The organism is Dickeya oryzae (assembly GCF_020406815.2).
In the GTDB taxonomy this organism is placed as follows: domain Bacteria; phylum Pseudomonadota; class Gammaproteobacteria; order Enterobacterales; family Enterobacteriaceae; genus Dickeya; species Dickeya oryzae.
In genome coordinates this window covers 55,637-70,574 of sequence record NZ_CP162670.1, presented here as the reverse complement: position 1 = coordinate 70,574, position 14,938 = coordinate 55,637, and the positions used below count along the sequence as shown (strand labels likewise).

At 53.5% G+C, this 14,938-nt stretch carries 12 protein-coding genes and 1 riboswitch; of the genes, 11 read left to right on the top strand and 1 reads right to left on the bottom strand.

Translation table 11 applies throughout. The features are described from left to right. Nucleotides 1-105 precede the first annotated feature (105 nt). The gene (locus LF929_RS00320; RefSeq protein ID WP_028085539.1) at nucleotides 106-816 is read right to left on the bottom strand and encodes a DUF3053 domain-containing protein; all 711 of its coding nucleotides are present in this window, start codon (nucleotides 814-816) and stop codon (nucleotides 106-108) included. Between the two features lie 535 nt (nucleotides 817-1,351). Then, nucleotides 1,352-1,446: riboswitch (guanidine-I (ykkC/yxkD leader) on the top strand. A gap of 79 nt (nucleotides 1,447-1,525) precedes the next feature. On the opposite strand from LF929_RS00320, the gene LF929_RS00315 reads away from it, so the two are divergent. The 11 genes from LF929_RS00315 (at nucleotide 1,526) to LF929_RS00265 (ending at nucleotide 14,875) form a co-directional block, all read left to right on the top strand. Beyond that, a complete protein-coding gene (locus tag LF929_RS00315) occupies nucleotides 1,526-2,581 on the top strand; it encodes a putative urea ABC transporter substrate-binding protein (protein WP_210174821.1) in 1,056 nt (351 codons plus the stop codon). 16 nt (nucleotides 2,582-2,597) lie between these two features. Continuing rightward, on the top strand, nucleotides 2,598-3,410 hold the full coding sequence (locus LF929_RS00310) for an ABC transporter permease (RefSeq protein WP_038902912.1): 813 nt from the start codon (nucleotides 2,598-2,600) through the stop codon (nucleotides 3,408-3,410). A gap of 27 nt (nucleotides 3,411-3,437) precedes the next feature. Beyond that, nucleotides 3,438-4,217, top strand: a complete 780-nt coding sequence (locus tag LF929_RS00305) for an ABC transporter ATP-binding protein (protein WP_038902911.1) — start codon at nucleotides 3,438-3,440, stop codon at nucleotides 4,215-4,217. Nucleotides 4,218-4,291: 74 nt separating this feature from the next. Further along, the gene (locus LF929_RS00300) at nucleotides 4,292-5,011 is read left to right on the top strand and encodes an urea amidolyase associated protein UAAP1 (RefSeq protein WP_023638586.1); all 720 of its coding nucleotides are present in this window, start codon (nucleotides 4,292-4,294) and stop codon (nucleotides 5,009-5,011) included. A gap of 2 nt (nucleotides 5,012-5,013) precedes the next feature. Further along, nucleotides 5,014-5,649, top strand: coding sequence for an urea amidolyase associated protein UAAP2 (locus LF929_RS00295; RefSeq protein ID WP_210176836.1), 636 nt, complete (start codon nucleotides 5,014-5,016; stop codon nucleotides 5,647-5,649). 100 nt (nucleotides 5,650-5,749) lie between these two features. Further along, nucleotides 5,750-9,346 carry an urea carboxylase gene (uca, locus tag LF929_RS00290; RefSeq protein WP_226092801.1) on the top strand — a complete coding sequence of 1,199 codons (3,597 nt, stop codon included), beginning with the start codon at nucleotides 5,750-5,752 and terminating at the stop codon, nucleotides 9,344-9,346. Between the two features lie 290 nt (nucleotides 9,347-9,636). Next, nucleotides 9,637-10,620 (top strand): hypothetical protein, encoded by a 984-nt coding sequence (locus tag LF929_RS00285; RefSeq protein ID WP_226092796.1) that lies wholly within the window; start codon nucleotides 9,637-9,639, stop codon nucleotides 10,618-10,620. Nucleotides 10,621-10,909: 289 nt separating this feature from the next. Then, nucleotides 10,910-12,289 carry a hypothetical protein gene (locus LF929_RS00280; protein WP_152490354.1) on the top strand — a complete coding sequence of 460 codons (1,380 nt, stop codon included), beginning with the start codon at nucleotides 10,910-10,912 and terminating at the stop codon, nucleotides 12,287-12,289. A 136-nt stretch (nucleotides 12,290-12,425) separates the two neighbouring features. Continuing rightward, on the top strand, nucleotides 12,426-13,025 hold the full coding sequence (locus LF929_RS00275; RefSeq protein WP_226092795.1) for an OmpA family protein: 600 nt from the start codon (nucleotides 12,426-12,428) through the stop codon (nucleotides 13,023-13,025). A 2-nt stretch (nucleotides 13,026-13,027) separates the two neighbouring features. Then, complete coding sequence (locus LF929_RS00270; protein WP_226092794.1) at nucleotides 13,028-13,903, top strand: HNH endonuclease; 876 nt, start codon at nucleotides 13,028-13,030, stop codon at nucleotides 13,901-13,903. Nucleotides 13,904-13,990: 87 nt separating this feature from the next. Continuing rightward, entirely contained in the window at nucleotides 13,991-14,875 is an 885-nt protein-coding gene (locus tag LF929_RS00265) for an AEC family transporter (RefSeq protein WP_038906629.1), read from the top strand. Nucleotides 14,876-14,938: the final 63 nt, after the last annotated feature.

The following is a 14,938-nucleotide window of genomic DNA, read 5'->3' as shown; positions in this document are numbered from 1 at the left end:
CACAATTTTGCATATCGGTTTTGTATGTAAAATGTGATTTAAATCACAATAAATTTCGCCGTGGGCCGGCCTTTTCGCGAAAACCGGCCCATATCGCGAACCACCTTAGTGGGGCAGGAAATTCTGAGACTTGAGGGTGGTGAACAGTTTTTGCTGTTGGTTAGCAATGTCCGTCATCAGGCTGTTGTACTGATCCACCTGCTGCTGGGTGTGGAACTGTACGCCGTTGTTACCAAATACCACCTGGTTGCCCTGTGCCTGGAGATACTCCCCTACCTGCACAACGCTCTGCGCAAATGACGTGCTGGCTGGCACCACGGTCACCATCGCGTTTGCAGGCAAAGAAACCGCGCGGTTGTAGACCTTGTCATACACCGACTGCAATTCTTCCGTCTGCTTGAGCGCCCGGCGGGCGTTATCCGCCAGTGTTTTGGCATTCTGCACCTGTGGGCTTAGCATATTCAGGCCACCAAGCGTCTGACGTAGGTTATCGCGTTGCGTCATGTAATCCTGCGGTACACGAATGTGGGATATCACATCCAGCACCGGTGTCAGGCTGCCCGCTAATGCCTGATCCAACTGCTGGTTGAAATCGGTCATCACCGCGTAATCCTGGGTAAAGCGCCCGAAGCTCTGTTTCTGCTGTTCGGTCAACGCTGGCAACTGACGCCCTTCCTGTTGTGAAATTCCCTGCAGGAAAGTGATGAACGCCTGACGAGCATCCTTATCCTTGTCGCCGCAGGCCGACAGTTGCAATGCCACAACCAACATAACCACTGGCAGCAGCCAGCGCGAACGGTAATCCGCCAACATCATTACTACTCCTGTTTATTTTCACTACCGTGACCCGGCGACCTTGTTGGCTCACCAACGAGCCGTCACCCGACAGTCATATCGCCCTAAGCGTAACCGAACCAGCCGCCGCATGGCACATACCACGCCTGTTTTTTTCACCCAACCGCCAGTTCAGCCGTTAAGAATCGCTATTCTACGCCGGAAAAATGCCATGCCACCTGCAGAATTGTCTGTTCTGTTACCCAGGCACGCTCCCGCAACGGGCAGTGTACGCATGAACTTGCACACCACTGGTCTCTTTCACACCAACACCGTGCCATCTTGCACATAAACAGTGCAACCCGACAAGGCGCGCTAACCATTATCGCTCATCCCTCCCCTTACCGGCTTGCCATCTGGCCCGATGACATCACCCATTAATAGCTTGATAGATAAATCAAAACACGGTTATTGCCCTTCAAAGGTACGCAGGTTGCCACACAAGCTGGCAAGCATTTTGCTTTATATCATCGACAGCAGGAGCGATAGCGGGCAACCGGTGTCGCCAGACAATTTGGAAATGGGTGACTAGGGTTCCGGCTTTACTGCGCAGGTCCGAGAGTTACCGACCGCCCTCTGGCGGTTACACGGCGGGAAAAAAGCCCGGGAGGATACAGCGAGATGCATGCTCGCCGCCCTCCTGCTTTTTTCTTTCTTTAATGATTGCGCCCAACGTCAGAGGACATTCACCATGAAAACGATTCAACGATTACTCCTTGTTTGCGCACTGGCACTGTGCAGCCTCGGCGTACAGGCCGCGGACAAACCCGCGTTTAAACTCTGCTGGTCTATTTATGCCGGCTGGATGCCTTGGGATTACGCCCAACAGCACGGCATTATCAAAAAATGGGCCGACAAGTACGGCATTGATATCCAGTTTGTACAGGTCAACGATTACATTGAATCCGTTAACCAATACACCTCTGGTGGTTTTGACGGCTGCGCCATGACCAACATGGACGCGCTGACTATTCCTGCCGCAGGCGGCGTGGACAGCACCGCACTTATCGTCGGCGACTACTCAAACGGCAACGACGGCATTCTGATCAAAGGGACCAACAGCCTGGCGTCGCTCAAAGGCAAACCGATTAATCTGGTGCAACTGTCGGTCTCTCACTACCTGCTGGCACGAGCGCTGGAAAAGAACGGTATGAGCGAGAAAGACATCAAGGTGGTGAACACCGCCGATGCTGATCTCGTCGCCGCCTTTGGTACGCCTGACGTACAGGCCATCGTCACCTGGAACCCACTGCTGGCGGAAGCCAAAAAACAGCCGGGTAGCCAGTTGGCGTTTTCTTCCGCGCAAATCCCCGGCGAAATCCTCGATCTGCTGGTGGTCAACACCGCGACGCTGAAAAAACACCCGGAGTTAGGCAAAGCGCTGACTGGTGCATGGTATGAAACCCTGCAAACCATGTCAGGCGATAGCGCTACCGCCCGTGAAGCCCGCACCGCCATGGGGCAAGCCGCCGGTACCGATCTGGCCGGGTTTGACGCCCAACTGGCCGCTACCCACCTGTTCGCTACCCCGAAACAGACGCTGGAGTTCGTTCAGAAGCCGCAGTTGAAAACCACCATGCAGTCAGTCGCGGAGTTCTCCTTCCGTCATGGCCTGCTGGGTGACAGCGCCCCCAGCGCAGACGTGGTCGGTGTCTCAACTCCGGCTGGTCTGTGGGGTAATACCAACAACGTCAAACTGCGTTTTAGCGACGAGTTCCTGAAACTGGCCGTCGACAACAAGCTGTAATACAGGAGAACGCCGGATGCGCAAATTGATTAACTACCAGCCGTTGCCGCTGACACGCGGGATGATGGGGTTTCTGCCGCTACTGGCGCTGTTGCTCGTCTACCTGATGGCGTCCGACGCCCGGCTGGCGGTGAACGCCGCTGACAAACTGCTGCCAGGCCTGGGAGCGATGGCGCAAGCCATGCACCGTATGGCGTTTGAACCCAACGAGCGCACCGGCGAATACCTGCTATGGGTCGACACCGCCGCCAGCCTGCTGCGGTTGTTGACCGGCGTGGGCTTAAGCGCCGTGCTGGCGCTGGTCTTCGGGCTGCTATGTGGCGCACTCCCGGCGGTGCGCGCCACCCTGTCGCCGCTGATCACCCTGTTTGCGCTGATCCCACCGTTGGCGGTGCTACCGATCCTGTTCATCGTTTTCGGGCTGGGCGAGGTATCCAAGGTGGTGCTGATCATGGTGGGCATCACGCCATTCATCGTGCGGGACCTGCAACTCTATATCCAGAGCCTGCCGCAGGAACAACTGGTAAAAGCGCAAACCCTCGGTGGCCACAGCGGACAAATCCTGTGGCGGGTGATCCTGCCACAGCTGATGCCACGCTTACTGGACGCGGTGCGCCTGTCGCTCAGCTCCGCCTGGCTGTTTCTGATCGCCGCCGAAGCTATCGCCGCCACCGAAGGGCTGGGTTACCGCATCTTCCTGATGCGCCGCTATCTGGCGATGGACGTCATTTTGCCCTACGTCGCCTGGATAACCGTGCTGGCGTTTTTGCTTGATGTGCTGTTGCGGGTCATCAGCCGTCGCAGCTGGCCCTGGTATTACGCGAAATAAGCCACCAGCCAGAATGCAGGAGAACCTATGTCGTTATTAACGCTAAAAAACCTCAAAAAAGAGTACGACGGTCAGGTGGTGCTGGAACGGCTCAACATCTCCGTTGAGGAGGGTGAATTCGTTTCTATTGTCGGTGCCTCCGGCTGCGGCAAAACCACGTTTCTCAAGATGCTGCTCGGCACCGAAAGCCCCAGTAGCGGTCAGTTGCTACTCGACGGCGAGCCAATGCCGCAAGAGCCAGATGAACATCGCGGTGTGGTATTCCAGCGCTACTCGGTGTTCCCTCATCTGCGGGTGGTAGAAAACGTGATGATTGGCGCGGAGTTTGCCGAAGCGCGTTGGCTCGGCCGGGTATGGGGCAAGCGCCGCCAGGCGCTTCGTGATCAGGCGATGGCAATGCTGCGTCAGGTCGGGCTGGAGCAATCCGCCCAGAAGTATCCGCATCAGTTATCCGGTGGCATGCAACAACGGCTGGCGCTGGCGCAGGCGTTGATTAAGCGCCCACGCATTTTGCTGTTGGATGAACCGTTCGGTGCGCTCGACCCCGGCATCCGTGCCGAAATGCACCAGTTGATCAGCCAGTTATGGCAGGAACACCGCCTGACCATTTTCATGATCACCCATGACCTTAAAGAGGGATTCTCACTCGGGTCACGCCTGTGGGTGTTCGACAAGCTCCGTCAGGACCCACAAGCACCAGACGCCTTTGGTGCCAGCATCACCTATGACCTGCCATTGGAGCGCGCACCAGCCGGTGTGCGGGCTTCAGTGGGAGAACTGATTGACAGGCAGCGGCATGTCGCCTGACCAGGAGGAATCACACTATGCACAACACCATGAACACCATGAACACCATGAACACCATGAACACCATGAACACCATGAATGAACATTATCTCACTGAGCTGCCCGCCGGGTCGCACTGGTCGCTGCTGATGCGCCGCGGTACCGCGCTGCGTCTGACCGACATCGAAGGCGGTGCCAACGTCGGTATGCTGTTCTACAACCCGGAAAACACGCTGGAGCGCTACAACGCCCCGGATACGCTCAAATGCCAGCACACGTTTCGCCTGACGACCGGGCACTGCCTGTATTCGGATATGGGCCGCATTTTCTGCGGTATCGAAGCCGATGGTTTCGGCTGGCATGACACCGTGTGCGGCACCGCCAATGCCCAGCAGGTGGCGCGTCAGTTTGGCGAGCTGAACTACCAGCAAGCCCGCAATGAACGTCACCAAAACGGCTACGACAGTTTTCTGGTGGAACTGGCCAAATACGGTCTCGGCAAGCGCGACATGGCAGCGTGCGTCAACTTTTTCGCCCATGTCGGCAGCGATGACAACGGAAACCTGCGGCTTGAGCAACAGGGTAAAGCCGGTGCCAGCGTCACGCTGCGCTTCGCCATGGACACGCTGGTGATTCTGCACACCTGCCCGCACCCGCTCAGTACCGCCACCGATTATCCACGTCACCCGGTGCGTCTGACACTGGATTATCAGCGCGCGCCGCTACCGGCTATCTGTCTGGAGCGCCCGGAAAACCAGCGTGGCCTTCGCAACAACACACTTTATTATCTGGCTGAACAGCCACAAGGAGTCTGAACATGATAAAGACCAGTCAACGCGACCCCGCCTCGGCGGTTTACCGCGCCACCGTTCAGGCTGGCGACTACTGGTTACACCGCCTCGAAGCCGGTCAGACGCTGCGCATTACCGACCTCGAAGGCAATCAGGCCGCCGATACCCTGTTCTACAATGCTGACGATACCGCTGAACGCTACAGCATGAGCGACACCCTGCGCGGCCAGGGTAATGTCTTCCTCACTACCGGCAGCGTGCTGCGTTCCAATGAAGACCGCCCGATGCTGGAAATCGTGGCGGATACCTGCGGCCGTCATGACACGCTCGGTGGCGCGTGCGCCACCGAGAGCAACACAGTGCGCTACGATCTGGAAAAACGCCACATGCATGCCTGCCGCGACAGCTGGATGCTGGCGGTAGCGCAACACCCGGAGTACCAGCTGACCAAACGCGACATCACCCACAACATCAATTTCTTTATGAACGTGCCGGTCACACCGGACGGTGGGCTGACCTTTGCCGACGGTATCTCCGCACCGGGAAAATACGTGGAAATGGTAGCGAAAATGAACGTACTGGTGCTGATCTCCAATTGTCCGCAGTTGAACAACCCCTGCAATGGCTACAACCCCACACCTGTCGATATCGCTATCTGGTAAACAGAGCGACACGGCACACATCGGGAACAGTGACGCGCGGGACGACCCGCAACACGCGTCCAGAACAGCGCAGGACGACCTGCCCGTAAGAGACTCGGTCATGTTTGAGCGTGTATTGATTGCCAACCGTGGCGCTATTGCGGTGCGTATCATCCGCACCCTGAAAAAAATGGGCGTAAAAGCCATCGCGGTTTACGCCGAAGCGGACCGCCATTCACAGCATGTGCGTCAGGCTGATGAAGCCTGGTCGCTGGGCGACGGCCCGGTGCGCGATACCTACCTGAATCAGGACAAATTACTGCATATCGCCGCCCAATGTGGCGCGCAGGCGATCCACCCCGGTTATGGTTTTCTGAGTGAAAACGCCGGTTTTGTGACCCGCTGCGAACAAGCAGGCCTGGTGTTCCTCGGCCCGACCGTGGCACAGATGACCGCGTTCGGCCTCAAGCATCAGGCCCGGGCACTGGCACAACAGAACGACGTCCCCCTGCTGCCCGGCAGCGGCCTGCTCACCTCGCTGGACAGCGCCTGCGAACAGGCACAGCGCATCGGTTATCCGGTGATGTTAAAGAGCACCGCGGGCGGCGGCGGCATCGGCATGCAGCGCTGCAATGACCACGCCCAACTGGTTGATGCGTTTACCCGCGTCAAGCGACTGGCGGGTAACAATTTCGCCGACGACGGCGTATTTCTGGAAAAATTCATCGCTCAGGCCCGCCACATCGAAGTGCAGGTCTTCGGCGACGGTCAGGGCAACGTGATAGCCCTTGGCGAGCGCGACTGCTCCGCCCAGCGCCGCAACCAGAAAGTGATTGAAGAAACCCCGGCCCCCCATCTAAGTGACAGCGTGCGCGCTGAACTGCAGGCTACCGCCATTCGGCTGTGCCAGGCGGTCAATTACCGCAGTGCAGGCACGGTCGAGTATGTGTATGACGAAGGCAGCAAGCAGTTCTGGTTTCTGGAAGTCAACACCCGCCTGCAGGTCGAGCACGGCGTCACCGAACTGGTGTACGGCGTCGACATCGTGCAGTGGATGGTAGAACTGGGCGCAGGTTGCCTGCCGCCGCTTGATACGCTCATCACCACACCTCGCGGTCACGCCATTCAGGTGCGGTTATACGCCGAAGACCCGGCCAAACAGTTCCAACCCTGTGCTGGCTTGCTCAGTCATGTCGATTTTCCAAACGCCTTGCCCGGGCTTACCCTGCGCATCGACCACTGGCTGGACAGCGGCAGCGAAGTATCGCCATTCTATGACCCGATGCTGGCAAAAATCCTCGTACACGGCGACAACCGGGATGCCGCCCTCGACGGTATGGCGCAGGCGCTGGCAGCCACATCGCTGTACGGCATCGAAACCAACCTCGGCTGGCTACGCCACCTGCTGACCCTGCCTGCGGTCAGACGCGGAGAAATCATCACCGCGACTCTGGGCGACGTGGTCTGGCAGCCTGCGACGCTGGATGTGCTCAGCGGCGGCACACTGACGACCGTGCAGGATGCCCCCGGCCGCATCGGCTATTGGCACGTCGGTGTACCGCCTTCCGGCCCCTTCGATACCCACTCATTCCGGCTCGGCAATCAGTTGCTGGGCAACGCACCCGATGCCGCCGGACTGGAGATCACCCTGCGTGGGCCAACCCTGCGTTTCAACCATGACTGCGCGTTCGTGGTGACCGGTGCTGTCATCGACATCCGGCTGGATAATGCCTCCCTCGACGGCGGACGCGTTCATCACGCCCGCGCCGGACAAACGCTCACACTCGGTGATATTCAGGGTGCCGGTTGCCGCAGCTACCTGTTGCTGGCTGGCGGCCTGGCCTGCCCGACCTACCTGGGCAGCCGCAGCACCTTCACGCTCGGCAAGTTCGGCGGCCATGCCGGACGGGCCTTGCGCGCAGGTGACGTACTGCATCTGGCCGCGCCGGCGCTCCCCATGTCAGACGCCGTATTGCCTGCGCCTGACTGGAATACCCACTGGTCGCTGCGAGTGATTTATGGCCCCCACGGCGCACCGGACTATTTTACCGCGCAAGACATCGACACCTTTTTCGCCGCTGACTGGCAGGTGCATTACAATTCCAGCCGCACCGGTATCCGACTGATTGGCCCCAAACCCGAATGGGCGAGAACCGACGGCGGCGAAGCCGGTATGCACCCGTCCAATATTCACGACAATGCCTATGCCTTCGGCACCGTCGACTTTACCGGCGATATGCCGGTGATTCTGGGGCCGGATGGGCCGTCACTGGGCGGCTTCGTCTGCCCGGCTACGGTGATCCACGCTGACTTGTGGAAACTGGGCCAGCTCAAAGCAGGCGACAGCATTCATTTTATTCCGGTCACGCTGGAACAGGCGGACGAGCTGGCACGCGCAGCGGAATGCGCCATCGCCGCCGGTCTCCCTGCCGCAGAGCCCGCTCCCGTCCCCTGTTGCCCGTCGCCGGTGCTGTACCACCGAGCGGCACGGGACGAGCGACCTTCGGTGACCTGCCTCGCCGCAGGCGATCGTTTCCTGTTGCTGGAATACGGCGAGCACCGGCTGGATATCGCGTTGCGTTTTCGCGTACACGCGCTGATGCAGTGGCTGGAACAGCACCCGTTACCGGGTGTGCAGGAACTGACACCGGGCATTCGTTCGCTGCAAATCCATTTCGACAGCCTGCGCTGCCCGCGCAACGCGCTGCTGAGGCACCTGCAACAGGCGGACGACGCCCTCGGCGACCTGCAGCAGCACGCCGCCGTGCCCTCCCGTACCGTCTGGCTGCCACTCAGTTGGGATGACGACGCCTGCCGCGAAGCCATCACCCGCTATACCCAATCGGTCAGACCCGGTGCGCCCTGGTGCCCCAGCAACATCGAATTCATTCGCCGTATCAACGGGCTGGCGTCGGTAGAGCAGGTCAAAGAGACTGTCTTCAGCGCCCATTATCTGGTGATGGGGTTGGGCGATGTCTACCTCGGCGCACCCGTCGCCACCCCACTCGACCCACGCCACCGGCTGGTCACCACCAAGTACAACCCGGCCCGCACCTGGACGGCGGAAAACTCGGTCGGCATCGGCGGCGCGTATCTGTGTGTATACGGTATGGAAGGCCCCGGCGGCTATCAGTTTGTGGGCCGCACGTTACAGATGTGGAATCGCGATCGGCAAACCGATGTCTTTCGCCAGCCATGGCTGCTGCGCTTTTTCGATCAGATTCGCTTTTATCCGGTCAGCGCCCAGGAATTGCTGGCTATCCGCGAGCGCTTCCCGTGGGGAGATTATCCGTTGCGCATTGAAGAGGGGGAGTTTCGCCTCGCCGACTACCAGCACATGCTGGTTGAACAGCAACCCTCTATCGATACCTTCCAGCAACAGCGCCAACAGGCCTTCGACGAAGAGCTGGCACGCTGGCGCGCCGACGGCCAGTTCACCTTCGACAGCAGCCTGCAAGAGACGGCCAGCGACGATGAGGTGATTCCGGCTAACGGTTACGCGGTGGAAAGTCAGGTGGCAGGGAGTGTGTGGCAATGGCTTGCCGCCCCCGGTGACAGCGTCAGCGCCGGGCAAATCGTCGGTATTCTGGAATCGATGAAAATGGAAATCCCCATTACCGCACCGGTCGCCGGTGTCATTCATACGTTGCACCGTCAGGCAGGACATCAGGTGCAAGCCGGGCAGTTACTGATGGTGATCGAACCGGCTGACGCCTGATATCGTTATTTTGTCCTTCACCTGGCTGGCCCATGTCAGCCGGGTATTTTTACGCGCAATGACGTTAACGACGTCCGGCGATGGGATTCAGACTGGCGCAACAGGGCAACGGTTTGCGGGAAGTCATATCAGGGGAAAGCGGCGGCAGCCAATAAGGCTGGTAGATTCGTCGTGACATTTAGTGCTATATTTTCATAGAGTTTATGAATTTAGTATTAATCTTATGCAGAATAGGGCCACGCCAACTGCATCAGAACGAATAATAAAAACGATTCCGAGGTTAACGCATAATGCGATTGTTATTTATTTGCCCGGATTGGGCTAATTTGGCTACACCTATCGTGATGGAGATGAAACGCCAGGGCCACGACGTTACCCATATCGATCATTGTGATCTGTCAACGTTTAGCTACTTTGACTCACCTCACCGAATCGTTTCGAAGATCTATAAAACGCTAACCGGGAAAAACTACAAACGCCTTGCTCTTGATAACCAAATAAAATTAGGTTTGCATAATTTCTTTATTGGCAGAGAACCATTTGATGCCATTATTATGACAGAACCTAAGCTGTTTAATGAACAGCACCTGGCAATATTACGCCAACACGCGAGAAAGCTCGTCGCCACATTGTGGGATGGTTTGAAAAAAGCCCCAGAAAATGGTTTGTACCTGCATCGATTCGATCACGTGCTCAGTTTCGATAGTGAAGATTGCGAAAAATTCCACTTCACCAAAATCACCAATTACATTGATTCTGAATGGAAAAGCACGATTCCTTATCAAGCATGTGAGTACGATATTTTCTCCATTATGAGTTTCACGCCGGAGAGATACCAGCAAGTCACCCATTTCCTTGATAAAAACCCTGACCTCAAATCCAATATTATTTTCTATTTTGGGGACTACAGGAAACCAAAATATATAAAAGATAACAGAATAAAAACCTCATATAAATTATTGTTGGGTGCTGAATTAGCCCATGAAATTAGCAACTCGCGGGCAATTTTAGATATTCTTCAGGGCCAACAGACAGGGCTATCGTTTCGTGCCTATGAATCGATGGCTTATCAGCGTAAGTTGATTACGACGAATCCACACATCACCAGCTACGATTTTTATAACCCACAGAATGTATGTGTGCTGGATCAGGATGGATACCTTCCACAAGGTTTTATCCATACCCCTTACCAACCCGTACCGGAACCTATCTATCATCAGTACACGCTATCTGCTTGGGTAAAAAATGTAATTTTTGAGATTATGAAAAAATAGTTATAAATAAATTTAATATAAACTCTTAACAACATCACCACCAGGAATAGCAGTGATGTTGTTAAAAAATTCACTTCATTTATTAAAATTAAAATCATTAACAAGGTAATAATCTATTTTAGAAACACTTTCATATTTCTAGCAATCACGTTATCATTTATGTAACTCAATTACGTTGCAATAAGTATTATTGATAACCCCATTTGGGTATATCTATCAGCCATGAAAATTTATGACATGGCTTTAAATAATTATCCATGCTGCAACTAACACAACAATGCTGATTGTCATGACTACTATACATCCTTACGATACTGTATTTTTTATCGGACTTATCATTATTTCTACTATTTTTTTTCACATCAAATTCACAGATAAAAACGCTAATGAAGCGCCAGGAATTTTGATAACAATTGGTATATGTGCAACATTCTTTGGCATAACCATGGGTTTACTAGCATTTGATATTAATGATGTTGAAAAAAGTTTACCTGATTTAATAAATGGCATAAAAACTGCGTTCTGGGCATCAGTCACCGGCGTTTTCTTCGCGTTGACGATAAAATTCCGCTATACCTTTTGGGGGGCTAAAGCCCATGCGGCCGATGCACCGGTGCAGGATGCCACCATTGACGATATCATCAGGCAACTGCAACTCTCTGGCAAAGCGCTGGATAAACTACATTACTCGCTGGTCGGTAATGAAGAAGCCTCACTGTTAACCCAACTCAAATTAATTCGTAGCGACCAAAATGACCAATTAGGCCATTTGCATAAAGCGTTTGTCGAATTTGCAAAAACGCAGGCAGAAAATAACTCTAATACACTGATCGATGCACTAAAAGTAGTGATTCGTGATTTCAATGAAAAAATCAGCGACCAGTTTGGTGAAAATTTTAAACAACTCAACGCCGCCGTGGGGAAAATTAATGACTGGCAAGAGCAATATCGCCAGCAAATGCAGGAGATGATTGCACAACAAACCCAGACGGCAGCCAATATGCAGAAGGCGAGCGAAAGCTTCTCACAAGTTGTTGAGCATTCGGAGTCATTCAGTCAGACAGCAACAAATATTGAACGCACTATTGGCGCATTCTCTGTGCTTGAGCAAGCATTGGAAGCGAACCTCAGCGAGCTGGCACACGTTATCGATGTGACCAAAAGCGGTATTCCTGAAATTGAACGCCGGGTAGCAGATATGATTACCCATATTCAGCATGGCGCCCAGACCTCTGCGAATCTGATAACTGAGCATTTACTGAGTACCACACAAACATTGCAATCATCGGTCGGCCATTTCACCGCGCAGATGACTCTCAGCGCAGACAATATGGCACGAAGCGCCAGCGAGCAGAATGCAAAAACCAGCGAAATAATACAAAAAGCTGGTTCCGAATTACATCAATTAATGACCAGCATGTCACAGGAGATGACACAATATATTCAACGCCATAATGGATTGATTACCGAGAACATCAGCCAGATGAGCGACAAAACCGCGCAGCAAGTCACGGCACTGGATGCGGCATTATCCGATGCGCTGAAAAAATCGCTTGATTCGTTAGGGCAACAATTGGCCTCGCTCTCCAGTAAGTTCACGCAGGATTACACGCCACTCACCGAGCGGTTAAAAGAGGTGGTGCGGTTATCTGAAGCGCTGAGGGCATAAAACGATGGCCAATCCCCTGTTAGCACGACCGAAACATGCCAAAGAAGATTTCTGGATAAGCCTCAGCGATTTAATGACTTCACTGATGATGATTTTCTTACTCATTTCACTGATATACATGATAAAAGTTCAGGAAATGGTAAAAATCCCTTCGGTGTATAAAAATACGCTACAGGGGTTAGGGCAAGCCTTGCAGCATGAGTTTAAAGATGATTTAAAACGATGGCACGCCACTATCGATCAGGATCTGACGGTACGATTTCAGGAGCCGAATATTCTGTTTACCACCAGCTCGGCGGAACTGAAGCCTGAATTCAAAACCATTCTTGATGAGTTTATTCCCCGTTACCTGAAAATAATGACCGACCCGAAATACATCGAGAATATTGAAGAAATTCGTATTGAAGGCCACACCTCAACCGTATGGCGTACCGGCATCAACGATAAAGATGCGTATTTTCATAATATGGAACTATCCCAGTCGCGTACCCGTTCAACGCTGGAATATATTATGGATATGCCGGTTGTTTCCCAGTCGAAGCCTTCTTTTAGCTGGTTTAAAACCCATGTACGCGCCATCGGGTTTTCTTCAGCTCGCCCGGTGGATGCCGATGGTAAAGTTATTATCTCACCCGACCAAACGGAAGATCAGGCCCGTTCCCAGCGGGTGGAATTTCGGGTCAGAACCAATGTTGAGCGTCAGGTTGCTAATATCGTGGAAAAAGGTGGAAAATAACGATGAGCCAGTTTCTGATTTCCAGCCTGACCGATTTTTTGCTGGTGGATAATTTTAATCAATTGCGTTCTGCCATGCAGGCAGAGCTGGTGCCGCCTTTGCCAACAAATAAAATAGAGGAAATATTAAACCCCATCCAAGATCCCCCCGGGCACAAATCAAAACCCAAAGTAGAAGGAAAATTCTTCGTTGGAGAAAATGGTGAAAGAGTTATTATCTACAAAAGAGAGCCATCATATCATCATGGTCAGTACACACTCCCTAAATATCATATAGCTAATTGCTCCACACTAAAAGAAATGTGGACAGCAAATAGAAGTAAAAATTACATCAGAACATCCCGTTCTGACGGTTTATTCGTTATAAACAACAAGAATAGTGACACAGGAGAAATAGAAAGAAATATTGTCAGGCTTAAAGTATGTAAGCTTTGTCTAGAATTAATAAACTGGGATGACTATAAATCAAAAACATATACAGAAAAAAATATGTCAGTAGATGAATTTGATCTAGAGGCTTTCTTTGAGAAATATCCAACTTCAGCAACTACATACAGACCAGAGAAAACAGATAATGAAATAACAACCAATGATTACCCTGAAAATTTCGATGAAATATCAATTAATTACCGCTCCGCCAAAAACTGGCGCTGTGAAGCCTGTAATACCGATCTCAGTGCAGAACGGCGGCGGCGTTTTTTGCATGTCCACCACCGTAATGGGCAAAAAAACGAGAATCAGCACAGCAACCTGCAAGCCCTCTGCATTGAATGCCATGCCCAACAACCGCACCATGAACACATGCGCAACCACCTGGATTTGAGCCTGTTTTTAAAAGAAAAGAGCGTGCTGACAGGCTGGCTGAAGGCGGCAACCTGACGCCACGCTGTTATTATACCAACAACATCACACCACTAGGATTACACCACCAGTCACGGGCGGCGGTACGCCCCATGGAGCCTCCCCATGTCGATATCCATTTTATCTCCGTTGCTTTACCTACTGATGGGTTTTATTGCAGGACATACACCACTTGAAATTAAAGGACGTGCATCTGCATTGCTGACAAAATTCGTCATTCCGTTGGTGATCATTTTTAATATAGCCACCCATCGCGCCGGGGTGTTTGTGATTATGCTGGGCATGATAGTCATGATGGGAGTGATGTTGCTGGTCAGCCGTCTCCAGACGCGCGACCCGGTGCAAAACTTATGCTTCTGTTACCTGAATATTGGCTGGCTGGGCTTGCCGGTAGCCGGGTCACTGTTTGGCGACGGCGCGGCGATGGTTATTATTGCCGCGTATGTCGGTAGCTCGTTGTTTGGTAACTCCATTGGCGTGGGGTTGATGGCGCAAGGCCAGTGCTGGCAAACCCGCCTGCGCCAGACACTTCAGGCTCCACCTGTGTGGGCGCTGGCCGTCGGGTTAGCGACGATGCCGCTGGCCCCCCAGCTTGAGGTGTACGGCAAGTCAGCCTATGACGTGCTGAAGTTTTTGATGAGCTTTCTCGGTATGGCGATTTTGGGCATCTGGCTATCCACCACCACAATTCGTGCCACCGATTTTCGTCAGGCACTGTGGCCTTTCGCCTGCCGAGCGGGTGTATTTTTCATTCTGGTTAGCGCCTTGATTGCGCTCTGCGAGCCTCTTGGCATCAGCCTTGTGACGGAGAATAAACCGACGCTCTATTTGCTGTGCTTATTGCCACCGGCGGCGAATATTATCGTGCTGGAAACGCATTACTTAAAAAGTGGCCGCTCCACCAGCCTGATTGCCTGCGGCACGTGCCTGAGTATTGTCGCTATCGGGGTGTATGCGGCAGTAGTGCTGTGGTTGCGCCAGCTTGCATGAAAAACGGGGCCGTAGCCCCGTCAGTGGTGATGCTTAACATCACAAGTCATCAGCACCGGGCGG

What these genes read in the sequence shown, in the direction of transcription:
- LF929_RS00320 (WP_028085539.1), bottom strand. Translation starts at nt 816, where the DNA reads ATGATGTTGGCGGATTACCGTTCGCGCTGGCTGCTGCCAGTGGTTATG.
- LF929_RS00315 (WP_210174821.1), top strand. Translation starts at nt 1,526, where the DNA reads ATGAAAACGATTCAACGATTACTCCTTGTTTGCGCACTGGCACTGTGC.
- LF929_RS00310 (WP_038902912.1), top strand. Translation starts at nt 2,598, where the DNA reads ATGCGCAAATTGATTAACTACCAGCCGTTGCCGCTGACACGCGGGATG.
- LF929_RS00305 (WP_038902911.1), top strand. Translation starts at nt 3,438, where the DNA reads ATGTCGTTATTAACGCTAAAAAACCTCAAAAAAGAGTACGACGGTCAG.
- LF929_RS00300 (WP_023638586.1), top strand. Translation starts at nt 4,292, where the DNA reads ATGAATGAACATTATCTCACTGAGCTGCCCGCCGGGTCGCACTGGTCG.
- LF929_RS00295 (WP_210176836.1), top strand. Translation starts at nt 5,014, where the DNA reads ATGATAAAGACCAGTCAACGCGACCCCGCCTCGGCGGTTTACCGCGCC.
- uca (WP_226092801.1), top strand. Translation starts at nt 5,750, where the DNA reads ATGTTTGAGCGTGTATTGATTGCCAACCGTGGCGCTATTGCGGTGCGT.
- LF929_RS00285 (WP_226092796.1), top strand. Translation starts at nt 9,637, where the DNA reads ATGCGATTGTTATTTATTTGCCCGGATTGGGCTAATTTGGCTACACCT.
- LF929_RS00280 (WP_152490354.1), top strand. Translation starts at nt 10,910, where the DNA reads ATGACTACTATACATCCTTACGATACTGTATTTTTTATCGGACTTATC.
- LF929_RS00275 (WP_226092795.1), top strand. Translation starts at nt 12,426, where the DNA reads ATGGTAAAAATCCCTTCGGTGTATAAAAATACGCTACAGGGGTTAGGG.
- LF929_RS00270 (WP_226092794.1), top strand. Translation starts at nt 13,028, where the DNA reads ATGAGCCAGTTTCTGATTTCCAGCCTGACCGATTTTTTGCTGGTGGAT.
- LF929_RS00265 (WP_038906629.1), top strand. Translation starts at nt 13,991, where the DNA reads ATGTCGATATCCATTTTATCTCCGTTGCTTTACCTACTGATGGGTTTT.